Below are 26,304 nucleotides of genomic sequence, written 5' to 3' on the forward strand. Positions count from 1 at the left end.
TCACCCCCTGGGGAATTGCTGATTGCTTGCGTACGTCTGGTCCGTTGCCGGATCCGTTTGCGGATCCGGTAGCGGGTCGGTCATCGGATCGGTCATCAGATCAGGATTTTCCGAATTCGTTGTTGATGATGTCGAAGAGGTCGTCGGCGGATGCCGATTCGATGGAGAATTCCTCGTCCTCTCCGATGACCGCCCGGTCGGCCTTGTTCCAGTTCGCCAGAAGCGATTCGAGCCGTGCGGTGACGCGGGCGCGTTCGGTGCTGTCCTCGGGGACCGACGAGAGGAGGAACTCCAGCTTGTCGATCTCCGCGAGGGCGGGGAGCCCGGGCGTGGTCTCCTCGCCGAGGAGTTCCGCCCTGATGTGGTCGGCCAGGGCGGTGGGGGTCGGGTAGTCGAAAACCAGAGCGGCGGGCAGCTTCAGTCCGGTCGCGGCGCCCAGGCGGTTGCGGAGTTCGACCGCGGTGAGGGAGTCGAAGCCCAGCTCCTTGAAGGCGCGGCCGGCCTCGATCGTCGCCGCCCCGTCGTGTCCGAGGACGACGGCGACCTGGGTGCGCACCAGGTGGAGCACGGTGCGCTCGGCCTCGGGCCCGCTCATCCCCCGCAGTTCGGCCTGGAGGTTCCCCGCCTCATCGGCCGCCGTGGGGGCCCCGTCCCGTTCGGCGTCGAGGACCCGGCGCACCTCGGGGAGGTCGGCGATCAGCGGGCGCGGGCGTGCGGCGGTGAACGCCGGGACGAACAGGCTCCAGTCGACGTCGGCGACCGTGACGGCCGTCTCGTCCCCGTCGAGTGCCTGCTGGAGGGCGGCGATCGACAGCTCCGGTGCCATGACGGTCAGTCCGCGCCGGCGCAGTTGCTCGGCCGCCTCGTCGTCGGCGACGAGACCACCCTCGCCCCACGGCCCCCAGGCCACGGAGGTGGCCGTCAGGCCGCGGGCGCGGCGCTGCTGCGCCAGGGCGTCGAGGTGGGCGTTGGCCGCGGCGTAGGCGGCCTGGCCGCCGCTGCCCCAGACACCGGCGATCGACGAGAAGAGCACGAAGGCGTCCAGGTCGGTTCCCTCGAGCAGCTCGTCGAGGTGCGTGGCACCCGCGACCTTGGCGGCCACGACATCGGCCACGTCCCCGGGGCCGGTCTCGTCCAGCGGCGCGAACTGCCCGGCGCCCGCCGTGTGGAACACGGCGGTGAGGGCGGGGCCGGCGTCGCCCCCGCCGGAGGTGCTGGTGAGGCTCGCCAGCAGGTCGGCCACGGCGGTCCGGTCCGTCACGTCGCACGCGACGGCCGTGGCCCGCGCGCCGAGCGCGATGATCTCGGCGACCAGGGCGTCGACACCGGGCGCCTGGGGTCCGCGCCGACCGGCGAGGACCACGTGCTCGGCGCCCCCGGCCGCGAGCCAGCGGGCGACGTGCCCGCCGAGCGCTCCCGTACCTCCGGTGACGAGGACCGTGCCGCGGGGACGCCACTCGGAGGTGACCGTCCCTGTGTCGCCGTCGGTCCCGGCTTCGGTCCCGGACCTGGTCCCGGACCCGGTATCGGTACCAATACCAGTACCGGCTCCGGCTCCGGCTCCGGCCGCGGTCCGGGGCGCGGCGTGGCCGATCCGGCGGGCGAGCAGGCCGGCGGACCGCACGGCGAGCTGGTCCTCGTCGCCGGCGCCGCCCGCGAGCACGGCCAGGAACCGGTCGACCGTCCGCCCGTCCAGCGTGGCGGGCAGGTCGACGAGTCCGCCCCAGCGCTCGGGGTGCTCCAGGGAAACCACCCGGCCCAGGCCCCAGACCTGCGCCTGGGCGGCGCTCAGGACCCGGTCGGACGGGGCGGTCGCCACCGCTCCGGCCGTGGCGCACCACAGCGGGGCGGCGATTCCCGCGTCGCCGAGCGCCTGCACGAGCGTCGCGGTCAGCAGGAGGCCGGCGGGCGCCGCCGGGTGGGCGGGGTGCGGGGCGTCGGCGCACGCCAGCAGGGACAGTACGCCGTCGGCCCCGCCGCCCGCGAGCGCCTCGCGCAGCCGGCCGGCCAACGCCGTCCGGTCCGAGTCGGCGACGTCCACGGACACTTCCCGGACGTCCACACCGTGGGCGGCCAGCGCCTGGGACACCGTGATCACACGCGCGTCCCCGCCGGCCGGGGCCACCACGAGCCAGGTGCCGGACGGTCGCGACGCCACCGGATCGGCCAGCGGCTTCCAGGTGACCCCGTACCGCCAGCCGTCGACGACCGACCGCTCCTGGCGCTGCCGCCGCCATGCGGACAGGGCGGGCAGCAGGGCGCTCAGGGGCTGGTCCGCGTCGACGCCCAGGGTGGCGGTCAGCGCGGACAGGTCCGCCGTGTCGACGGCGGCCCAGAACTCCGCGTCCGCACCGCCCAGCCCCTCGGCGACGGTCGCGCCGGGAGCCTCCTCCAGCCAGTAGCGCTTGCGCTGGAAGGCGTACGTCGGCAGATCGACCCGCCGGGCGCCCGTACCGGCGAAGTACGCCTCCCAGTCGACCGTCACGCCCCGGACCTGGGCCTGGGCGAGGGCGGTGGTGATGGTCTCCGCCTCGGACCGGCCGGCGCGGAGAGCGGGCGCGAAGACGGCCGCGTCCGTGTCGCCGGTCAGGCAGTCCTGGGCGAGCGCCGACAGGATCCCGTCGGGGCCGAGTTCGAGGTACGTGGTGACCCCGGCGGCCTCCAGAGCGCGTACGCCGTCCAGGAACCGCACGGCCTCGCGGACGTGACGTACCCAGAAGTCCGCCGACCCCATCTCGTCCGTGACCAGCGCACCGGTCAAGTTCGAGACCACCGGAGTGCGCGGGGACGCGTACGACAGGCTCTCGGCGACCTTGCGGAAGTCGGCGAGCATGCCGTCCATGTGCGGCGAGTGGAACGCGTGACTGACCGTCAGGCGCTTGGTCTTACGACCCAGCTCCTCGAAACGTCCGGCGATGGCCACCGCGTCGGCCTCGTCACCCGCGACCACGACCGACTGCGGACCGTTGATCGCCGCGATGCTGACGCCCTCGGTGAGCAGCGGAAGGACCTCGTCCTCAGCCGCCTGCACCGCGATCATCACGCCACCGGACGGCAGCGCCTGCATCAATCGGCCACGAGCCGCCACCAGCGTGCACGCGTCCTCCAGCGAGAACACACCCGCCACGTGCGCGGCCGCGATCTCACCGATCGAATGCCCGGCCAGGAAATCGGGCTTCACGCCCCAGCTCTCGACGAGCCGGAACAGCGCCACCTCGACCGCGAACAGCGCGGGCTGGGTGAACTCCGTACGGTCGAGAGCAGCCGCGTCCGCGCCGAACAGCACGTCCTTCAGCGGCAGGTCCAGGTGGGCGCAGATCGCGTCCAGTGCGTCGGCGAACACCGTGTAGGCCTCGTACAACTCACGGCCCATACCCAGCCGCTGGCTGCCCTGCCCCGTGAACAGGAACGCCAGTCCGCCCTCGGTGGCGATGCCCCGCACCACGTTCTGCGCCTGCTCGCCCGCCGCCAGCGTCTCCAGAGCGGCCAGGAACTCCTCCCGCTCCGTCGCGACGACGACGGCACGGCGGTCCAGGGCCGCCCGGGACGTGGCCAGGGAGTAGCCGACGTCCGCGGTCCCTGGCAGCGGATCCGACGCGATGCGCGTGCGCAGCCGCTCGGCCTGGGCGCGCAGCCCCGCCTCGCTCTTCGCCGACAGCGCCCAAGGTACGACCCGGGGCGTGGGACCCGGTTCGGCTGCCGGGGCCGTCTCCTCGGCGAGCGGCGGCGCCTGTTCCAGGACGGTGTGGGCGTTCGTACCGCTGAACCCGAAGGACGAGACGCCGACCCGGCGCGGGCGGCCGGTCTCGGGCCACTCCGTCTGCTCGGTCAGCAGGGCGAGGTCGCCGGACGTCCAGTCGACGTGCGGAGTCGGCTCGTCGACGTGCAGGGTCTTCGGCAGCACCCCGTTCTGCATCGCCAGCACCATCTTGATCACGCCGGCGACACCGGCGGCGGCCTGGGTGTGCCCGATGTTCGACTTGATGGAGCCGAGCAGCAGCGGCCGGTCCTCCGGCCGGTCCTGGCCGTAGGTGGCGAGGAGCGCCTGCGCCTCGATCGGGTCGCCGAGCCTGGTGCCGGTGCCGTGCGCCTCGACCGCGTCGACGTCCGTCGTGGACAGCCCCGCGTTGGCGAGGGCGGCGCGGATGACGCGCTGCTGGGACGGACCGTTCGGGGCGGTCAGCCCGTTGCTGGCACCGTCCTGGTTGATCGCCGAGCCGCGCACGACGGCCAGGACCGGGTGGCCGTTCGCCCGCGCGTCCGACAGCCGCTCGACGAGCAGCATGCCGACGCCCTCGCCCCAGCCCGTACCGTCGGCGGACGCCGCGAACGCCTTGATACGGCCGTCCTCCGCCAGCCCCCGCTGGCGGCTGAAGTCGATGTAGGCGCCCGGCGACGACATCACCGTCACACCACCCGCGAGCGCCAGCGAGCACTCGCCGTTGCGCAGCGCCTGGACCGCCCAGTGCAGGGCGACCAGCGAGGCGGAGCAGGCGGTGTCGACGGTGACGGCCGGGCCTTCGAGACCGAAGGCGTACGAGAGCCGACCGGAGACGACGCTCGCCGCGTTGCCGGTACCGAGGAAGCCCTCGATGCCGTCCGGGACAGTCCGGAGCGTCGCTCCGTAGTCCTGGCCGTTGGTGCCGACGAAGACACCGGCCTGGCTGCCCCGCAGTGACGACGGGTCGATACCCGCCCGCTCGAAGGCCTCCCAGGATGTTTCGAGAAGCAGCCGCTGCTGCGGGTCCATCGCCAGCGCCTCGCGCGGCGAGATCCCGAAGAAGTCGGCGTCGAAGTCGGCCGCGTCGTACAGGAACCCGCCCTCGCGGGCGTAGAACGTGCCCTGCTTGTCGGGGTCGGGGCTGTAGAGCGCGTCCAGGTCCCAACCACGGTCGGCCGGGAACTCACCGATGGCGTCGCCGCCGGTGGCCAGCAACTGCCACAGGTCCTCCGGGGTGCGGACCCCGCCCGGGAAGCGGCAGCTCATCGCCACGATCACGATCGGGTCGTCATCGACGGGGGCCTTGGCCACCGGCCCGGCCACGGCGGTCTCCGTGCCCAGCAGCTCATCCCGCAAGTAGGCCGCGAGGGCCGAGGCGGTCGGGTAATCGAAGATCAGCGTGGCCGGCAGCGTCACGCCGGTCACGGCGCCGAGCCGGTTGCGCAGCTCGACGGCGGTCAGCGAGTCGAAGCCCAGCTCCTTGAAGGCCCGTTCCGCACGGACGGCGTCCGAACCGTCGTGCCCGAGCACGGCGGCGACCTGCGTCCGGACCAGCGTGAGCAGCTCTCGCTCCTGCTCGGCCGGGGTCATGCCCGCCAGCCGCTCGGCCGGCGAGCCGGCTCCCTCGGCGGGGCGCGCGGAGCCCGTACGGGGCTCGGACGCCGGCTGGGCCTCGGGAAGTTCGGCGAGGAGGTTACTGGGACGGGCGACGGTGAAGGCCGGCGCGAAGCGCTGCCAGTCCACGTCCACCACCAGCAGAGCGGCGTCAGCGGCATCGCGGGACGCCACGCTCCGGCGCAGGACGGTCAGTGCCGTGTCGGGTGCCATGGGCGGCAGGCCCTCGCGGCGCATCCGGGCGTCCATCGCCTCGTCGGCGGCCATGCCGCCCTCGGCCCACGGACCCCACGCCAGAGACGTAGCGGCGAGACCGTCGGCACGACGCTGCTCGGCCAGCGCGTCCAGATAGGCGTTCGCAGCCGCGTAGTTGCCCTGCCCCGCTGCGCCGATGGTGCCGCTCATGGACGAGAACAGCACGAACGCGGACAGGTCGATGCCCAGCTCGACCGTCAGCTCGTGCAGGTTGCGCGCCGCGTCGACCTTGGGACGCAAGACGTACGCGAAACGCTCCGGCGTCAACGCGTCAAGAACGCCGTCATCAAGAACGCCGGCGGTGTGGATGACAGCGGTCAGCGACTCCGCCTCGGCAGCGAGCAGCGCCCGCAGCGCCTCACGGTCAGCAGCGTCACACGCCACCACCGAAACCTCGACACCGTACGCCGACAACTCGTCCACCAGCTCAGCGGCTCCGGGAGCGTCCAGGCCCCGACGGCTGGACAACACCAGCCGCTGCGCGCCCGACTCCGCGAGCCACCGCGCGACCCGGCCACCCAGCGCACCCGTGCCACCGGTCACCAAAACGGTGCCGCTGGGCACCCAGTCCGTGCCCTCCGCACCGGCCGCACGCACCAACCGACGCCCGAAGACACCCGAGGACCGCACCGCCACCTGGTCCTCACCAGAACCAGCAGCCGCCAGAACACCCACGAAACGGGAAAGAGCCCGCTCATCGAGAACGTCCGGCAGGTCAACCAGCCCGCCCCAACGCTGCGGAACCTCCAGCGCGGCAACCCGCCCCAGACCCCACACCTGCGCCTGAGCCACAGACGCCAGCCGGTCCGAACGACCCACCGACACCGCACCACGTGTCACACACCACAACGGAGCATCGACACCGGCATCGCCCAAGGCCTGCACCAGACCGACCGTCTGCACCAGCCCGGCAGCCTCGTCCAACGCCAACAGCGACACCACACCAACCGGAGAACCCACCCCGGCCAGCAACTCCGCCAGCCCGTCCCGGTCAACGTCAGCCTCAACGCGCACGAGCTGAACATCGGCGCCCCGCCCGGACAGACCACGCACCACAGCGTCGTCATCCAACCCGGCAGGCACCACGACCAGCCACAACCCGGACAACCGCGCACCCGACGACACATCCGCCAACGGCTTCCACGACACCCGGTAACGCCAGCCATCAACCTCCGACCGCACCCGCCGCTGCCGACGCCACGCCGACAACGCCGGCAGCACACTGCCCCACGCGTCCTGGTCGTCGACGTCCATGGTGGCGGCCAGCGACTCCAGGTCTCCGCGCTCGACGGCGTCCCAGAAGCGAGCGTCCACCTCGTCGGTGACACCGTTCCGCACCAGGCCGGGAATCTGGAGCCAGTAGCGCTGCCGCTGGAAGGCGTACGTGGGGAGCTCGACGCGCCGGGCGCCCGTACCGGCGAAGTACGCGTCCCAGTCGACGGCCACACCCCGCACGTGGGCCTGGGCGAGAACGGCCGTGACGGTCTCCGCCTCGGACCGGCCGGAGCGCAGCGCGGGCACGAAGACCGCGTCCCCGTCACTGGTCAGACACTCCTGGGCCAGCGCCGACAGGACCCCGTCCGGCCCGAGTTCGAGGTACGTCGTGACCCCGGCCGCCTCCAGCGCCCGCACGCCGTCCAGGAACCGCACCGCGTCCCGGACATGACGCACCCAGAAGTCCGCCGAACCCATCTCACCGTCGGCAACGACCGCACCGGTCAGGTTCGACACGACCGGGATGCGCGGAGCCTCGTACGAGATCGACTCCGCGACCGTACGGAAGTCGTCCAGCATGCCGTCCATGTGCGGCGAGTGGAACGCATGGCTCACGCTCAGCCGCTTGGTCTTACGACCCTGCTCCTCGAAGTGCTCGGCGATGAGCACCGCGTCGGCCTCGTCGCCCGCTACGACCACGGACTGCGGACCGTTGATCGCCGCGATGCTCACCCGCTCGGTCAGCAGCGGCAGGACCTCGTCCTCAGCCGCCTGCACCGCGATCATCACGCCACCAGCAGGCAGCGCCTGCATCAACCGGCCACGCGCGGCAACGAGCGTGCACGCGTCCTCCAGCGAGAACACACCCGCCACGTGCGCGGCCGCGATCTCACCGATCGAATGCCCGGCCACGAAGTCGGGCTTCACGCCCCACGACTCCACCAGCCGGAACAGCGCCACCTCGACCGCGAACAACGCCGGCTGGGTGAACTCCGTCCGGTCCAGCGTCTCGTCATCCGCGCCGAACAGCACGTCCTTCAGCGGCAGGTCCATGTGGGCGCACACCGCATCCAGCGTCTCCGCGAACACCGGGAACGCCTCGTACAGCTCACGACCCATGCCCAACCGCTGGCTACCCTGCCCCGTGAACAGGAACGCCACCTTGCCCGCCACCGGCGAACCGGTCACCACACCCGCCGACGACGAACCCTCCGACAGAGCCACCAGGCCCGCCAGCAGACCCTCACGGTCGGCCCCGAACACCACCGCCCGGTCCTCGAACGACGCACGACCCACCGCCAACGACAGACCGACGTCCACCGGACGCAACGCAGAGTTCTGCTCGACATGGGCGAGCAGACGACGGGCCTGCTCACACAGGGCCTCCCCGCCCTTCGCCGACAGCACCCACGGCGTCACCGCCACCGAAGCAACAGGCGCCACAACAGCCCCCGCCACCTCCACCGACTCCTCCACAACAGGAGCCTGCTCGATGATCGTGTGGGCGTTCGTCCCGCTGATGCCGAAGGACGACACGCCCGCACGGCGCGGGCGGCCCGTCTCCGGCCAGTCCACCGACCGGGTCAGCAGGGACACCTCCCCGGCCTCCCAGTCGACCTGGGGGGACGGCTCGTCGACGTGGAGGGTCTGCGGGAGCACGCCGTGGCGCATCGCCATGACCATTTTGATGACGCCCGCGACACCGGCGGCGGCCTGGGTGTGGCCGATGTTCGACTTGATGGAGCCGAGCCACAGCGGCTGGTCCGCCGACTTCTCCCGGCCGTACGTGGCCAGCAGCGCCTGCGCCTCGATCGGGTCACCGAGCCTGGTGCCGGTACCGTGCGCCTCGACCGCGTCCACGTCGGCGGCCGACAGACCGGCGCTCTCCAGGGCGGCGCGGATCACACGCTGCTGCGACGGACCGTTGGGGGCCGTGAGCCCGTTGCTGGCGCCGTCCTGGTTGATCGCGGAGCCGCGGACGACCGCCAGCACCGGGTGGCCGTTGGCGCGTGCGTCGGACAGGCGCTCGACCAGGAGCATGCCCGCGCCCTCGGCCCATCCCGTACCGTCCGCGGCGGCCGCGAAGGACTTGCAGCGGCCGTCGACCGAGAGGCCGCGCTGGCGGCTGAAGTCGACGAAGGTCTCGGGGGTCGCCATGACCGCGACACCGCCGGCCAGGGCCATCGTGCACTCACCCTGCCGCAGGGCCTGGATCGCCCAGTGCAGGGCGACCAGCGACGACGAGCAGGCGGTGTCGACGGTGACCGCCGGGCCTTCGAGGCCGAAGGTGTAGGCGATGCGGCCGGAGGCGATGCTGCCGGCGTTGCCCGTGCCGAGGTAGCCCTCGACGCCCTCGGGCAGGGCGGGACCGTTGGCCCCGTCGCCGGTGCCGATGCCGACGCCGGACGCGTAATCGTGGTACATGACGCCGGCGAAGACGCCGGTACGGCTGCCGCGCAGGGTCGCCGGGTCGATGCCCGCCCGCTCGAAGGCCTCCCAGGAGGTTTCCAGCAGCAGCCGCTGCTGCGGGTCCATCGCCAGCGCCTCGCGCGGCGAGATCCCGAAGAACGCCGGGTCGAAGTCCGCCACGTCGTGGAGGAAGCCGCCCTCGCGGGTGTACGACGTGCCGGCGTGGTCGGGGTCGGGGTGGTAGAGGGACTCCACGTTCCAGCCCCGGTCGGACGGGAACGCGGTGATGCCGTCGCCGCCGGTGGCGACGAGCTGCCACAGCTCCTCCGGCGACCGTACGCCACCGGGGAAGCGGCAGGCCATGCCGACGATGACGATCGGGTCGTCGTCCGTCGCGGCCGTGGCGGCGGCGGGCCGTGCGGGCGTGCGCTGCCCGCGTGCGGCGTCCTCGTGCGCGCCCGCACCCGACAGTTCGGGGGTGCCCTCGGACAGTTCGTCCAGCAGGTGCCGGGCGAGGGTGAGCGGTGTGGGGTAGTCGAAGACGAGGGTCGGTGAGAGCCGGAGGCCGGTCTCGGTCTTGAGGACGTTACGGAGTTCCACGGCGGTCAGGGAGTCGAAGCCGAGCTCCTTGAACGCGCGGTCCGCGTCGACCGCCCGGCCGTCCGCGTGCCCGAGGACCGCGGCGACCCGGCCGCACACCAGGTCCAGCAGCAGGCCTTCGCGCTCGGCGGCCGGGAGGGCCAGCAGCCGGGCGGTCAGCGGGGAACCGCCGCCGTCACCCGCCGAGCGCCGCTCGACGGCGCGCCGCGACGGCACCCGGACGAGGGAGCGCAGCAGCGCCGCGGTCTCGCCCGTGGAGACGGACTGGGCCCGCACCACGGCGAGGTCGAGCCGCATCGGCAGCAGGACCGCCGCGTCCACCGTCATGGCGATGTCGAAGAGGGCCAGGCCCTCGTCGGCGGAGAGGGCGCCGACGCCGTCACGGGCGATGCGCCGCAGGTCGACGTCGTCGAGCCGCTGCGCCATGCCGCCCGACTGCGGGGCCCACAGGCCCCAGGCGAGCGAGGTGGCCGGCAGGCCGGCCGCCCGGCGGTGCTCGGCGAGCGCTTCGAGGAACGCGTTGGCCGCCGCGTAGTTCGCCTGCCCGGCCGCACCGAACGCGGCGGCCGCGCCCGAGAAGAGGACGAAGGCGGAGAGGTCGAGGTCCCGGGTCAGCTCGTGCAGGTGCCAGGCCGCGTCCACCTTCGGGCGCAGCACGGCGGAGACCCGCTCGGGGGTGAGCGAGGCGAGCACGCCGTCGTCCAGCACGCCGGCCGTGTGCACCACGGCGGTCAGCGGGTGCTCGGCGGGTACGGCCGCGAGGAGGGTGGCGAGCGCGTCCCGGTCGGCGGTGTCGCAGGCGACGAGGTCGGCATGGGCGCCCAATTGCGCCAGCTCGGCCAGCAGTTCGTCGGCACCGTGGGCGTCGGGGCCCCGGCGGCTGGTGAGCAGCAGCCTCGTGACGCCGTGGGCGGTCACCAGGTGACGGGCGAACAGCCGGCCGAGGGTGCCGGTGGCGCCGGTCACCAGCACGGTGCCGGTGGGGTCACCGAAGGCGCCCGTGGAGTCGAGGTCGCCACGGTGGTCGGGGCCGGTGGAGGCCTCGCCCGCGCCGGCCGCCTCCGCCGACGGCACGCGCATGAGGCGCGGGGCGCTGAGTTCCCCGGCCCTGACGGCCAGCTCCGGTTCGCCCGAGGTCAGGGCGGCGGGCACCATCGCGAGCGAGGCGGCATCGCCGTCGACGTCGAGCATCAGCAGCTGCCCGGGGTTCTCCGATTGCGCCGAGCGCAGCAGGCCGCGGACGGCGGCGCCCGCCAGGTCCCGGACTCCCGCACCGGGCTCGGTGGCCACGGCGCCGGAGGTCAGCCATACGAGCCGGGTACCGGCGAAGCGCTCGTCCGCCAGCCACTCCTGAACGGTGGACAGCGCGTCGGTGACGGCCGCGTGGACGGAGGCCGCCGTGTCGCCCCCCTCCGTGGGGGCGCCGGGGGCTCCGGGGCTGTCGGTGTCGGTGTCGGTGGCCAGTCCCGCCGGTCCCGCCGAGGTCACGAACACGGCGTCCGGTACCGGTTCGCCCGCCGCCAGAGCCTCGCTCAGGGCGTCGGCATCGGCGTACTCCGTCACGTGGGCGCCGCCCCAGGCCCCCAGGCCCAGTGCGGCGCGGCCCAGCACGGCCCAGCGAAGGCCGGTGGCGTCGCCGCGCGGCGAAGCGACGGGCGCCGAGGGCACCCACTCGACGCGGAACAGCGACTCCAGATGGCCGCCGTCGGCCGCGCGTACCTGATCGGCCGACGCGGTACGGAGCGTCAGCGACTCCACGGACGCGACCGGGCGTCCGGTCTCGTCGGCCACGAGCAGCGACAGGGTGTGCGGGTCGTCCGGGTGGTGCGGCGTGAGCCGCATGCGAAGTGCGGAGGCACCCGTCGCGTGCAGCGAGACGCCGGCCCAGGAGAAGGGCAGCAGGGCGCCGGCCCCGGCCTCGGTCGTGCCGTGGTCGGTCCCGCCGAGGCCGATGGCGTGCAGACCGGCGTCCAGCAGGGCGGGGTGCAGCCCGAACCGGGCCGCCTCGCGCCGGCTGTCGTCCGGGAGGGCGACCTCGGTGAAGAGTTCACCGTCGCGCCGCCAGGCCCCCTTGAGCCCCTGGAACAGCGGTCCGTACGCCACCCCGCCCTCGGCCAGCTCCTCGTACAGCCCCCGCACGTCCACCGGTACGGCACCGGCGGGCGGCCACGCGGCCAGGTCCGCGAACTCCCCGTCGGCGTCGGCAGCAGCCCGTACCGCACCGGTGGTCACCAGCACACCGGAGGCGTGCCGCGTCCACGGCTCCTCCGCGAGGGCGTCCTGGCGCCGGGAGTGCACGCTGAACGGCCGCTGTCCGGGGCCGCTCGGCGCCTCGACCACGAGCTGGAGCTGGACGCCGCCCCGCGCGGGGACGACCAGCGGCGCTTCGAGCGTCAGCTCCTCCACCGTGTCGCACCCGACCTGGTCGCCGGCCCGGATCGCCAGGTCGACGAAGGCGGTGCCGGGGAGCAGGACGCTGCCGAGGATCGCGTGGTCGGCCAGCCACGGGTGGGTGTCGAGAGAGAGCCGGCCGGCGAAGAGCATCCCTTCGGAGTCGGCGAGCGCCACCGTCGCGCCCAGCAGCGGGTGCCCGGCGTCGCCGAGCCCGATCGCCCCCGGGTCACCGGTGGTGAAGGCGGCCGCACCGGGCCAGTAGCGCTGCCGCTGGAAGGCGTACGTGGGCAGGTCGACCCGCCGGGCGCCCGTACCGGCGAAGTACGCGTCCCAGTCGACGGCCACACCCCGGACGTAGGCCTGGGCGAGCGCGGTGTTGACGGTCTCCGCCTCGGGCCGGCCACCGCGCAGGACGGGCGCAAAGGTCGCGTCCGCTTCACCGGTCAGGCAGTCCTGGGCCAGGGCCGACAGGATCCCGTCCGGGCCGAGTTCGAGGTACGTCGTGACCCCGGCCGCCTCCAGCGCCCGCACCCCGTCCAGGAAGCGGACGGCCTCGCGGACATGCCGCACCCAGAAGTCCGCCGAGCCCATCTCGTCGTCGGCAACGACCGCACCGGTCAGATTCGAGACGACGGCGATACGCGGGGTCTCGTACGTGATCGACTCCGCGACCGTACGGAAGTCCTCCAGCATGCCGTCCATGTGCGGCGAGTGGAACGCATGGCTGACGGTCAGGCGCTTGGTCTTACGACCCTGCTGCTGGAAGGACCCGGCGATGGCGACGGCCACGTCCTCGTCACCAGCGATGACGACCGACTGCGGGCCATTGATCGCCGCGATGCTCACCTGGTCGGTCAGCAGCGGCAGGACCTCGTCCTCCGAGGCCTGGACCGCGATCATCACGCCACCGATCGGCAGCGCCTGCATCAACCGCCCACGCGCAGCCACCAACGTGCACGCGTCCTCCAGCGAGAAGACACCCGCCACATGAGCGGCCGCGATCTCACCGATCGAATGCCCGGCCACGAAGTCGGGCTTCACGCCCCAGCTCTCGACGAGCCGGAACAGCGCCACCTCGACCGCGAACAGCGCGGGTTGGGTGAACTCCGTCCGGTCAAGAGCAGCCGCGTCCGACCCGAAGAGCACATCCAGCAGGGGCAGGTCCATGTGGGCGCAGACCGCGTCCAGCGCGTCGGCGAACACGGGGTACGTGTCGTACAGCTCGCGCCCCATACCCAGCCGCTGGCTGCCCTGCCCCGTGAACAGGAACGCGGTGAGGCCTTCGCCAGCCGCTCCGGTGACGATCCGCGGTGACGACTCGCCGTCGGCCAGCCGCGTCAGCCCGGCGAGGAGTTCCTGCCGGTCGTCCGTGGCGAGTACGGCGCGGTGGCTGAGGTGCGCGCGAGCCGTGGCCAGCGAGAAGGCCAGGTCGACGGCAGTCGGGCTGTCGTTCCCGACGGCTTCCAGGTGCGCCCGCAGGGCGTCGGCCTGGCCGCGCAGCGCCTCGGAGCCCTTCGCGGAGAGGACGTACGGCAGCGGGAACGCCGCGGCCGGCACCACGGCCGGCGCCGTACCGGCCGACCCGGCCGACCCCGCCGACCCCGCCGGCTCGGCGGACTCGGCCGATACGGGCTCCGGGGCCTGCTCGATGATCGTGTGGGCGTTCGTTCCGCTGATACCGAAGGACGAGACGCCCGCGCGGCGGGGGCGGCCGGTCTCCGGCCAGGCCGTCCGCTCGGTCAGCAGGGCGATGTCCCCGGCCGTCCAGTCGACGTGCGGGGTCGGCTCGTCCACGTGCAGCGTCTGCGGGAGCACTCCGTGCTGCATCGCCAGCACCATCTTCATCAAGCCCGCGACACCGGCGGCGGCCTGGGTGTGCCCGATGTTCGACTTCACGGAGCCCAGCAGCAGCGGCCGGCCCTCCGGCCGGTCCTGACCGTAGGTGGCCAGCAGCGCCTGCGCCTCGATCGGGTCGCCCAGCTTGGTGCCGGTGCCGTGCGCCTCGACGGCGTCGACATCGGCGGCCGACAGGCCCGCGCTCGCCAGGGCGGCGCGGATCACGCGCTGCTGCGAGGGGCCGTTGGGGGCGGTGAGGCCATTGCTGGCACCATCCTGGTTGACCGCCGAGCCACGGACCACGGCCAGCACCGGGTGCCCGTTCTTGCGGGCGTCCGACAGCCGCTCCACGAGCAGCATGCCGACGCCCTCACCCCAGCCCGTACCGTCCGCGGCGGCCGCGAACGCCTTGATACGGCCGTCCTCCGCCAGACCCCGCTGGCGGCTGAAGTCCACGAAGTTCTCGGGCGTCGACATCACCGTCACACCGCCCGCGAGGGCCATCGTGCACTCGCCGTTCCGCAGGGCCTGGATGGCCCAGTGCAGGGCGACCAGCGACGACGAGCAGGCGGTGTCGACGGTGACCGCCGGACCCTCCAGGCCCAGGGCGTAGGAGACGCGGCCGGACATGACGCTGCCCGCGTTGCCCGTACCCACGTGGCCTTCGACGCCGTCCGGTTCACGGCTGATGAGCGAGAGGTAGTCCTGCCCATTGGTGCCGACGAACACACCTGCCTGGCTGCCCCGCAGCGACGACGGATCGATACCCGCCCGTTCGAACGCCTCCCACGACGTCTCCAGCAGCAGCCGCTGCTGCGGGTCCATCGCCAGCGCCTCGCGCGGCGAGATCCCGAAGAACGCCGGGTCGAAGTCGGCCGCCCCGTCGAAGAAACCGCCTTCACGGGTGTACGAGGTGCCCGGCCGATCCGGGTCGGGGCTGTACAGCCGGTCCAAATCCCACCCGCGGTCGGCGGGGAAGGGGCCGACGGCGTCCGTACCGTTGGCGACCAGTCGCCACAGGTCCTCGGGGCTACGGACCCCGCCGGGGAAGCGGCAACTCATCGCCACGATCGCGATCGGGTCGTCATCGGTCGCGGCCACGGCTGGCAACACGGTGTCGGCGACCCGCACGCTGCCGACCAGTTCACCCCGCAGGTAGTCCGCGAGGGCGGCGGAGGTGGGGTAGTCGTAGACGAGCGTGGCCGGGAGCGTCAGCTCGGTGGCCGCCCCGAGCCGGTTGCGCAGCTCGACGGCGGTCAGCGAATCGAAGCCCAGCTCCTTGAACGCCCGTTCCGCGCCGACCGCCTCGGATCCGCCGTGGCCCAGCACGGCGGCGACGTGCGTACGGACGAGGTTCAGCAGCTCTCGTTCCTGCTCGGCCGGGGCGAGCGCGGCCAGCCTGCCGGAGAGGGAGTACGGGCGCTCGGCCTCGGGAGCCGCTTCCCGGCGGGCCCGGGCCGCGCGAACCTCGTGCACCTCGCTGAACAGCCGGCTGGGGCGGGCGGCGGCGAAGCCCGGGAGGAAGGTGTCCCACTCCACGTCGGCCACGGTGAGCACGGCGTCGTCGGCCAGGACCGACTGCCGGAGGGCCCGTATCGCCCGGTCCGCGTCCATCGGCGGTACGCCGTCCCGCCGCATCCGGGCGTCGAGCTCCTCGTCGGCGGCCATACCGCCCTCGGCCCACGGACCCCACGCAAGAGACGTAGCGGCGAGACCGTCGGCACGACGCTGCTCGGCCAACGCATCCAGATAGGCGTTCGCAGCCGCGTAGTTGCCCTGCCCAGCGGCACCCACCGAACCACTCATCGACGAGAACAGCACGAACGCCGCAAGGTCGATACCCAGCTCGACCGTCAGCTCGTGCAGGTGGCGCGCGGACACCGCCTTCGCCCGCAGAACACCATCCACACGCTCCGGCGTCAGAGCATCCAGCACACCGTCATCGAGCACACCCGCCGTGTGGATGACAGCGGTCAGCGACTCCGTCTCAGCAGCGAGCAGCGCCCGCAGCGCCTCACGGTCAGCAGCGTCACACGCCACCACCGAAACATCCACGCCCAGAGCCGACAACTCGTCCACCAGGTCAGCAGCACCCGGAGCATCCAGGCCCCGACGGCTGGACAACACCAGCCGCTCAGCGCCCGACTCCGCCAGCCAGCGGGCCACCCGGCCACCCAGCGCACCCGTGCCACCGGTCACCAGAACCGTGCCACTCGGCACCCAGTCCGTGCCCCCCGCACCGGCCGCACGCACCAACCGACGCCCGAAGACACCCGAAGACCGCACCGCCACCTGGTCCTCACCAGAACCAGCAGCCGCCAGAACACCGACCAGGCGGGACAACGCCCGCTCATCGAGAACGTCCGGCAGGTCAACCAGCCCGCCCCAACGCTGCGGAACCTCCAGCGCGGCAACCCGCCCCAGACCCCACACCTGCGCCTGCACCGCAGACACCAGCCGGTCCGAACGACCCACCGACACCGCACCACGCGTCACACACCACAACGGAGCATCAACACCGGCATCACCCAGCGCCTGCACCAGACCAACCGTCGCAACAAGCCCAACAGCCTCGTCCAACGCCAACAGCGACACCACACCAACCGGAGAACCCACCCCGGCCAGCAGCTCCGCCACCGCACCACGATCCGCACCAGCCTCAACGCTGACGCACCGGACCTCGGCGCCCCGCCCGGACAGACCACGCACCACGGCTTCAGCCACGGCGTCGTCCGCGTACCCGGCCGGCACCACGACGAGCCACGTACCGCTGACGGACGTTCCGGAGGACACCGCGGCCGTCACCGGCTTCCACGTCACCCGGTAACGCCAGCCGTCCACCAGCGCCTGCTCCTGGCTCTGTCGGCGCCAGGCGGAGAGAGCGGGGACGACGCTGCCCCACGCGCTGGCGTCATCGAGGCCGAGCATGGCGGCGAGGGACTCGACGTCCCCACTCTCGACGGTCTCCCAGAACCGCGCGTCCACCGCGTCGGCGCTCCCGCCGACCGGCAGGCCACCGGTCAGCGAAGCCTCCGGCCAGTAGCGCCGGCGCTGGAAGGCATACGTGGGCAGGTCGACCCGCCGGACAACACCGGTGCCGGCGAAGTACGCCTCCCAGTCGACGGCCACGCCCCGGACGTAGGCCTGGGCCAGCGCGGTGTTGACGGCCTCCGCCTCGGGCCGCCCACCGCGCAGGACGGGCGCGAAGACCGCGTCCACCCCATCCGCCAGGCAATCCTGGGCGAGCGCGGACAGCACACCGTCCGGCCCGAGTTCGAGGTACGTCGTGACCCCGGCCGCCTCCAGCGCACGGACACCGTCCAAGAACCGCACCGCGTCCCGGACGTGCCGTACCCAGAAATCCGCCGAGCCCATCTCACCGTCGGCAACGACCGCACCGGTCAGGTTCGACACGACCGGGATACGCGGAGCCTCGTACGAGATCGACTCCGCAACCTGCCGGAAGTCGTCCAGCATGCCGTCCATGTGCGGCGAGTGGAACGCATGGCTCACGCTCAGCCGCTTGGTCTTACGACCCAGCTTCTCGAAGTGTCCGGCGATAGCGACGGCCGCGTCCTCATCACCAGCGACCACGACCGACTGCGGACCATTGATCGCCGCGATGCTCACCCGCTCGGTCAGCAGCGGAAGAACCTCGTCCTCCGACGCCTGCACCGCGATCATCACGCCACCGGTCGGCAGCGCCTGCATCAGACGACCACGCGCCGCCACCAGCCGGCACGCGTCCTCCAGCGAGAACACACCCGCCACGTGCGCGGCCGCGATCTCACCGATCGAATGCCCGGCCAGGAAGTCGGGCTTCACGCCCCACGACTCCACCAGCCGGAACAGCGCCACCTCCACCGCGAACAACGCCGGCTGCGTGAACTCCGTCCTGCCCAGGACGAGCTCGTCGGACCCGAACAGGACGTCCTTCAGTGGCAGGTCGAGGTCGAGCCGCGCGCAGACCGCGTCCAGCGCGTCCGCGAAGACCGGGTAGGTCTCGTACAGCTCACGCCCCATGCCCAGCCGCTGGCTGCCCTGTCCCGTGAACAGGAACGCCAGACCGCCCTCGCCGACCGTGCCCCGCACGAGGCCGGGTACGTGCTCGCCCGCCGCGAGGCTCCGCAGGCCGGCGGTGAGGCCCTCGCGGTCCTCGACGCCGCCGACGAGTACGGCGCGCTCCTCCAGGGCGGCCCGCCCGGTCGTGAGCGAGTAGGCGACGTCGCCCAAGGGGACGGCAGGGTCAGCGGCTACGTAGGAGGCCAGTTGGTCGGCCTGGGCGCGCAGTCCCGTGGGGTTCTTGGCGGACAGGACGAGCGGGAGCACCGGCGGGACCGGCGCGAGGGGCCCCTCGACGGCTGCCGGGCCGTCGGCTGCCGACTCGTCGGCGGGGGTGGCCGGCGCCTCTTCGATGATCGTGTGGGCGTTGGTGCCGCTCAGGCCGAAGGAGGAGACGCCGGCCCGGCGGGGGCGGCCCGTCTCCGGCCACTCCGTCTGTTCGGTCAGCAGGGCGAGGTCGCCGGCCGTCCAGTCGACGTGCGGGGTCGGCTCGTCGACGTGCAGCGTCTTCGGCAGCACCCCGTGCCGCATGGCCAGCACCATCTTGATGACGCCCGCCACACCGGCGGCGGCCTGGGTGTGCCCGATGTTCGACTTCACGGAGCCCAGCCACAGCGGACGGTCGTCCGTCCGCCCCTGGCCGTAGGTGGCCAGCAGCGCCTGCGCCTCGATGGGGTCGCCCAGCGTCGTGCCCGTACCGTGTGCTTCCACGGCGTCCACGTCCGCCGCCGACAGACCGGCGCTCGCGAGGGCGGCACGGATGACGCGCTGCTGGGAAGGCCCATTGGGGGCGGTCAGGCCGTTGCTCGCACCGTCCTGGTTGATCGCCGAGCCCCGCACGACCGCGAGGACCGGGTGGCCCTTGGCGCGCGCGTCGGACAGCCGCTCGACGAGCAGCATGCCGACGCCCTCGCCCCACCCCGTACCGTCGGCGCCGGCGGCGAACGCCTTGATGCGGCCGTCCTCCGCCAGACCACGCTGGCGACTGAAGTCCACGAAGGCGTCCGGGGTCGACATCACCGTCACGCCACCGGCCAGCGCGATCGTGCACTCGCCCTGCCGCAGCGCCTGCACGGCGAGGTGGAGGGCGACCAGCGACGACGAGCAGGCCGTGTCGACCGTGATCGCCGGGCCTTCGAGGCCGAACACGTACGACAACCGGCCCGAGACCACGCTCGCCGCGTTACCCGTGCCGACGTGCCCCTCCAGGCCGTCGGCCTCGCGGGCGACGAGGGACAGGTAGTCCTGGCCGTTGGTGCCGACGAAGACACCGGCCTGGCTGCCCCGCAGCGACGACGGGTCGATACCCGCCCGCTCGAAGGCCTCCCAGGAGGTTTCCAGCAGCAGCCGCTGCTGCGGGTCCATCGCCAGCGCCTCGCGCGGCGAGATCCCGAAGAAGTCGGCGTCGAAATCGGCGACGTCGTAGAGGAAGCCGCCTTCACGCGTGTACGACGTGCCCGGCCGTGCCGGGTCCGCGCTGTAGAGCCGGTCCAGGTCCCACCCACGGTCGGCCGGGAACTCGGCGACCGCGTCGGTGCCGTCGGTGAGGAGCCGCCACAGCTCTTCCGGGGTGCGTACGCCGCCGGGGAAGCGGCAGCTCATGGCCACGATCGCGATGGGGTCGTCGTCGGCGGCGACCACGGAGGGCAGGTGCGGGTCGGCGACGGGGGTGGTGCTGCCCGCCAGTTCGCCCCGCAAGTACTCCGCGAGGGCGGCGGAGGTGGGGTAGTCGTAGACCAGGGTCGCCGGCAGCGTCACGCCGGTCACGGCGCCGAGCCGGTTGCGCAGCTCGACGGCGGTCAGCGAATCAAAGCCCAGTTCCTTGAACGCCCGTTCCGCACGGACGGCGTCCGAACCGTCATGCCCGAGCACGGCGGCGACCTGCGTCCGGACCAGCGTGAGCAGCTCCCGCCCCTGCTCGGCCGGGGTCATGCCCGCCAGTCGCCCGAGCACCGTTCCCGCGACATCGGCGCCCGTGACCACGGCCCCGTGGCCGGTGACGGCGGCCGGGCCCTCCGCGACGGCGGTGAAGTCGCTGATCAGCGGGTTGGGGCGGACCGCCGCGAGGACGGAGGCGAAGCGCTCCCAGTCGACGTCGGCGACGGTGAGGGCCGCGTCCGCCGCACCCACGGCCTGTGCCAGTGCGGTGATCGCCGTATCGGGTGCCATGGGCGGCAGGCCCTCGCGGCGCATCCGCGCGTCCATCGCCTCGTCGGCGGCCATGCCGCCCTCGGCCCACGGACCCCACGCAAGAGACGTAGCGGCGAGGCCGTCGGCACGACGCTGCTCGGCCAGCGCGTCCAGATAGGCGTTCGCGGCGGCGTAGTTGGCCTGCCCAGCGGCACCTACAGAACCACTGATGGACGAGAACAGCACGAACGCCGCAAGGTCGATGCCCAGCTCGACCGTCAGCTCGTGCAGGTTCCGTGCGGACACCGCCTTCGCCCGCAGAACACCATCCACACGCTCCGGCGTCAGAGCATCCAGCACACCATCGTCCAGAACACCGGCGGTGTGGATGACAGCGGTCAGCGACTCCGCCTCAGCAGCAAGCAGCGCCCGCAGCGCCTCACGGTCAGCAGCGTCACACGCCACCACCGAAACATCCACGCCCAGAGCCGACAACTCGTCCACCAGCTCAGCAGCACCCGGAGCATCCAGGCCCCGACGGCTGGACAACACCAGCCGCTCAGCGCCCGCCCCAGCCAGCCACCGCGCGACCCGGCCACCCAGCGCACCCGTGCCACCGGTCACCAGAACCGTGCCACTCGGCACCCAGTCCGTGCCCTCCGCACCGGCCGCACGCACCAACCGACGCCCGAAGACACCCGAAGACCGCACCGCCACCTGGTCCTCACCAGAACCAGCAGCCGCCAGAACACCCACGAAACGGGACAACGCCCGCTCGTCCAGAACCTCCGGCAGATCGACCAGCCCGCCCCAACGCTGCGGAACCTCCAGCGCGGCAACCCGCCCCAGACCCCACACCTGCGCCTGCGCCACCGACGCCAGCCGGTCCGAACGACCCACCGACACCGCACCACGCGTCACACACCACAACGGAGCATCGACACCGGCATCACCCAGCGCCTGCACCAGACCGACCGTCGCAACAAGCCCAACAGCCTCGTCCAACGCCAACAGCGACACCACACCGGCACACGCACCCGCGTCCACCAGCAACTCCGCCAGCCCGGCCCGGTCAACACCAGCCTCGACGCGCACGAGCTGAACATCGGCGCCCCGCTCGGCCAGACCACGCACCACAGCGTGGTCCTCGTCACCGGCAGGCAGCACGACCAGCCACGACCCGGACAACCGCGCACCCGACGACGACTCCGCCAACGGCTTCCACGACACCCGGTAACGCCAGCCGTCCACCTCCGACCGCACCCGCCGCTGCCGACGCCACGCCGACAGGGCCGGTACCACCTCGCTGAGCGGCTGCTCCCCGTCGAGGTCCAGGTCGAGGGCGGCGGCGAGGGTGGCCACGTCCTCGTGCTCGACGGCGTCCCAGAAGACGGTGTCGGCCGCGTCGGCGCGGCCCACCGCGCCGGACAGGGGCTCGGCGGCGGGCCGCGCGTCCATCCAGTACCGCTGCCGCTGGAAGGCGTACGTCGGCAGATCGATCCGCCGGGCGTCCGTGCCCGCGAAGAACGCGGACCAGTCGACCCGCGCGCCCCGCACATGGGCGCGGGCGACGGCGTGGAGCAGGGTGGCCGCCTCGGGCCGGCCGGAGCGGAGGGCGGGGGCGAAGGCGAGGTCCTGGGGGTCGACGCAGTCCTGCGCCATGGCGGTCAGGACGGCGTCGGGGCCCAGCTCCAGGAAGGTGCCGGCACCGCGTTCCCGAAGGGTGCGTACGCCGTCGAGGAACCGTACGGCGTCGCGGACGTGACGCACCCAGTACTCGGGGGTGGCCAGTTCGGCGGCGGTGGCGGTGCCGCCGGTGAGGAGGGAGACGACCGGGATGCCGGGGGTCCCGTAGTCCAGGACCTGGGCGACGCGGAGGAACTCCTCCAGCATGCCGTCCATGTGGGGCGAGTGGAACGCGTGGCTGACGGTCAGCCGCTTGGTCTTACGACCCAGCTCCTCGAAGTGCTCGGCAACCGCTACGGCATCGGCCTCGTCACCGGCGATGACGACCGACTGCGGACCGTTGACCGCCGCGATGCTCACCCGCTCGGTCAGCAGCGGCAGGACCTCGTCCTCAGCCGCCTGCACCGCGATCATCACGCCACCACCCGGCAGCGCCTGCATCAGACGGCCACGCGCCGCCACCAGCGCACACGCGTCCTCCAGCGAGAACACACCCGCCACGTGCGCGGCCGCGATCTCACCGATCGAATGCCCGGCCACGAAGTCGGGCTTCACGCCCCACGACTCCACCAGCCGGAACAGCGCCACCTCGACCGCGAACAACGCCGGCTGGGTGTAGCCGGTCTGGTCGAGGAGCGCGGCCTCCGGCGTGCCCTCGTCCGCGAAGAGCACGTCGAGGAGCGGGAGTTCGAGCTGGTCGTCCAGGTACCAGCAGGCGTCGTCGAGGGCGTCGGCGAAGACGGGGTACGTGTCGTACAGCTCGCGTCCCATGCCCAGCCGCTGGCTGCCCTGGCCGGTGAAGAGGAACGCCAGCTTGCCCGGCGCGGGATCGCCCTGGACCACGGAGGACGCGTCGGCGCCCTCGGCGAGGGCGTGCAGTCCGCGGAGCAGCGTCTCGCGGTCGTCGCCCAGCACGACGGCGCGCTGCTCGAAGCGGCCGCGGGTGGTCGCCAGGGAGTGGCCCACGTCCAGGGGTGTGGCGTCCGGCCGGGACCGGAGGTGGTCGCTCAGCCTGCGCGCCTGCGCGCGGAGGGCCTCGGGGGTCTTGGCGGACAGGGTCCAGGGCAGGGGGCCACCGGCCGGGAGGGATCCCGGCGTCCCGGCCTCGTCACTCGCCGGCGACGCGACGCCCTCGCGCTCTCCCGACGACGCAATGCCCTGGGGATCCCCGGACGACACAACGCCCTCGTGCTCCGCCGTCGGCGCGCCGTCGCCCCGCTCCTCGGCGGTCGCCGCTGCCGGCGGTTCCTCGATGATGGCGTGCGCGTTGGTGCCGCTCATGCCGAAGGAGGAGACGCCGGCGCGGCGCGGGCGGTCGGACTTCGGCCACGGGACGGGGTCCGTGAGCAGGGAGACCGCTCCGGCCTCCCAGTCGACGTGCGGGGTCGGTTCGTCGACGTGGAGGGTGCGGGGCAGCACACCGTGCCGCATGGCCATGATCATCTTGATGATGCCCGCGACACCGGCGGCGGCCTGGGTGTGGCCGATGTTCGACTTGAGGGAGCCGAGCCACAGGGGCTGGTCGTCGGTGTGGTGCTGCCCGTAGGTGGCCAGGAGCGCCTGGGCCTCGATCGGGTCGCCCAGCTTGGTGCCGGTGCCGTGCGCCTCCACCGCGTCCACCTCGGCGGCGGACAGGCCGGCGTTGGCGAGGGCCTGCCGGATGACGCGCTGCTGGGAGGGGCCGCTGGGGGCGGTGAGGCCGTTGCTGGCGCCGTCCTGGTTGATGGCCGAGCCGCGTACGACGGCCAGCACCTGGTGGCCCTTGGCGCGCGCGTCGGACAGCCGCTCGACGAGCAGCATGCCGACGCCCTCGCCCCACGCCGTACCGTCGGCGGCGGCGGCGAAGGGCTTGCAGCGGCCGTCGGGGGCCAGGCCGCGCTGGCGGCTGAAGGAGACGAAGGATCCGGGGCTCGCCATGACGGCGGCGCCGCCCGCGAGCGCGAGGGAGCATTCGCCGGTGCGCAGTGCCTGGACGGCGAGGTGGAGGGCGGCGAGGGAGGAGGAGCAGGCGGTGTCGACGGTGACCGTCGGTCCTTCGAAGCCGAAGGTGTAGGCGATACGGCCCGAGGCGACGCTGGCCGCGTTGCCGGTGACGAGGTAGCCCTCGAAACCGTCGGTGGCGTCCTGGAGGCGGGGTCCGTATTCCTGGGTCTCCGCGCCGACGAATACGCCGACCTGGTCGCCGCGCAGCGTTTCGGGGTCGATGCCGCCGCGGTCGAAAGCTTCCCAGGACGTTTCGAGGAGCAGGCGCTGCTGCGGGTCCATGGCGAGGGCTTCGCGCGGGGAGATTCCGAAGAACGCGGCGTCGAATTGGTCGGCGTCGTGGAGGAATCCGCCTTCGCGGGCGTAGCTGGTGCCGGCCCGGTCGGGGTCCGGGTCGTACAGCGCGTCGAGGTCCCAGCCGCGTCCGGTCGGAAATGCGGAAATGGCGTCGGTGCCGGTCTCGACGAGGTCCCACAGCGCTTCGGGGGAATGGACGCCGCCGGGGAAGCGGCAGCCGATGCCGACGATGGCGATGGGTTCGTCGCTGCTGACGGCGGCGGTGACGGGCGTCCCGGTGTCCTCGGTGAGGCCGAGGAGGGCGGTGCGGAGGTGCCGGGCCAGGTGGGCGGGGGTGGGGTGGTCGAAGGCGAGGGTGACCGGCAGGCGGAGGCCGGTGCCGGCGACGAGCCTGGCGTGCAGGTCGACGGCGGCGAGCGAGTCGAAGCCCAGGTCGAGGAAGGGGCGGTGGGGGTCGAGGACGGCGGGGGCCGTGCCGCGCAGCGCGGCGGAGGTGAGGGTGGTGACCCAGTCCAGCAGGGCGGCGTGCTGCTCGGTCTCGGTGAGGTCGAGCAGGCGCTCCCGCCACGACGGGGCCCCTTCGGCACGTCCGTCCTGCGTTTCACCGGTTTCGGGGGCGACATTGATTTCGGGCGTGAAATCCTCGGACTCGTTCAACATCGCGCGCTCCATTACCCCCGAATAAGGAATCCAAGACCAGGGGACACTCTGGCACGCGAGAGAAGGGCGAGAAACCCCTAACAAGCCCCTACGGACCCCTAACCACGGGCTCCGGGAAGCGCCTTGACTCGGCACGCATCACTGCATCAGGATGCGCCGATAGGGCTGGTAATTGCAAGAGTAGCGATGTTATTCCATCACCGGAACTCTGCCATCGTCGAATCTCCGGCCCGGACTATTCAAAGCTACCCGGGAGGAGCGCGTTTCCATGCGCGTGCTGTTCGTCTCGTATCCGGCCATTGGCCATGTCTTCCCCACGATTCCGCTGGCCTGGGCGCTGCGCTCGGCCGGACACGAGGTCCTGGTCGCCAGCGCGGGTGACGCCCTGGAGGCCGCCAACGCCGGTCTGCACGTGGCGGACGTCTGCCCCGGCTTCGAGCTGGAGGGGTTCCTCCAGTCGACGGCCGGTGAGCTGATGGCGCGGCTGCGCGGGCCGGGCGGTGTCGATCCGATGGACGGGCTGCGGCTGTTCACCCACCTCAACAACCACCTGGCGGACGGCATCGTGCGGACCGCCGACGCGTTCCGGCCCGATCTGATCGTCTTCGAGCAGATCTTCGTGTCCGGTCTGATCGCCGCCGCGCGGCTCGGTGTTCCCGCCGTGCAGCACAACTTCGGCTTCGCGCGCGGTACGCAGCTCCGTGAGCTGACGGTGTCGATGCTGAGCGAGACGATGGCCCGGCACGGCGTCACCGGGGTGCCCGCCGACGTACCGGTGATCGACATCGCGCCGCCGAGCATGGCGGAGGCCGAGCGTGACGGCTGGTCGATGCGGCCGGTCCCGTACAACAGCGGTGCCGTGCTGCCGGACTGGCTGCTGGACGAGCCGGGGCGGCGCCGCATCGGTGTGACGCTGGGCACGGCTTCGGTGCACGTGAACGGCCTGGGCCCGGTCCAGCGGCTGGTGGCCGCGGCCTCGGCCGTGGACGCGGAGTTCGTGCTGGCGCTGGGCGACGTGGACACGGCGGCGCTCGGCGAACTCCCGGACAATGTCCGGGTGGTGGGCTGGGTGCCGCTGACGGCGCTGCTCCAGACCTGTGACGCGGCGGTGCACCACGGTGGCGCGGGCACGACGCTGGCCGCGCTGAACGCGGGCGTACCGCAGCTTGTCCTGCCGGACGGCGCGGACCGCCAGATCAACGCGGAGGCGGTACGGGACCGGGGGGCGGGTCTGCTCGGCACGGCGGACGACCTCGACGCGGCGGTCCTCGGCCGGCTGCTGTCGGACGAGAAGATGTCGGCGGTCGCGCGGGAGGTGCGGGAGGAGATCGGGACGATGCCCTCTCCCGCGTCGCTGGTGCCGAGGCTGGAGGAGCTGGCGGGCTGAGCCCCCCGGGGCCCGGCGGGACGAGCTCGGGGTCCGGCGGGACGGCGCCGGTTCG

2 protein-coding genes are annotated in these 26,304 nt (G+C 72.8%); one reads left to right on the plus strand and one right to left on the minus strand.

Features of this window, described 5'->3' with window-relative positions:
* Positions 1 to 100: 100 nt before the first annotated feature.
* The gene (locus ACZ7LK_RS28085) at positions 101 to 24,862 is read right to left on the minus strand and encodes a type I polyketide synthase (protein ID WP_471143995.1); all 24,762 of its coding nucleotides are present in this window, start codon (positions 24,860 to 24,862) and stop codon (positions 101 to 103) included.
* 268 nt (positions 24,863 to 25,130) lie between these two features.
* Between ACZ7LK_RS28085 and ACZ7LK_RS28090 the strand changes: the two genes are divergently transcribed.
* The gene (locus ACZ7LK_RS28090; protein WP_471143997.1) at positions 25,131 to 26,249 is read left to right on the plus strand and encodes a nucleotide disphospho-sugar-binding domain-containing protein; all 1,119 of its coding nucleotides are present in this window, start codon (positions 25,131 to 25,133) and stop codon (positions 26,247 to 26,249) included.
* The last annotated feature ends 55 nt before the right edge of the window (positions 26,250 to 26,304 follow it).

Source organism: Streptomyces sp. NPDC039423, assembly GCF_055598725.1.

Coding starts and splice junctions, on each gene's coding strand:
- ACZ7LK_RS28090 (WP_471143997.1), top strand. CDS start 25,131: ATGCGCGTGCTGTTCGTCTCGTATCCGGCCATTGGCCATGTCTTCCCC.
- ACZ7LK_RS28085 (WP_471143995.1), bottom strand. CDS start 24,862: ATGTTGAACGAGTCCGAGGATTTCACGCCCGAAATCAATGTCGCCCCC.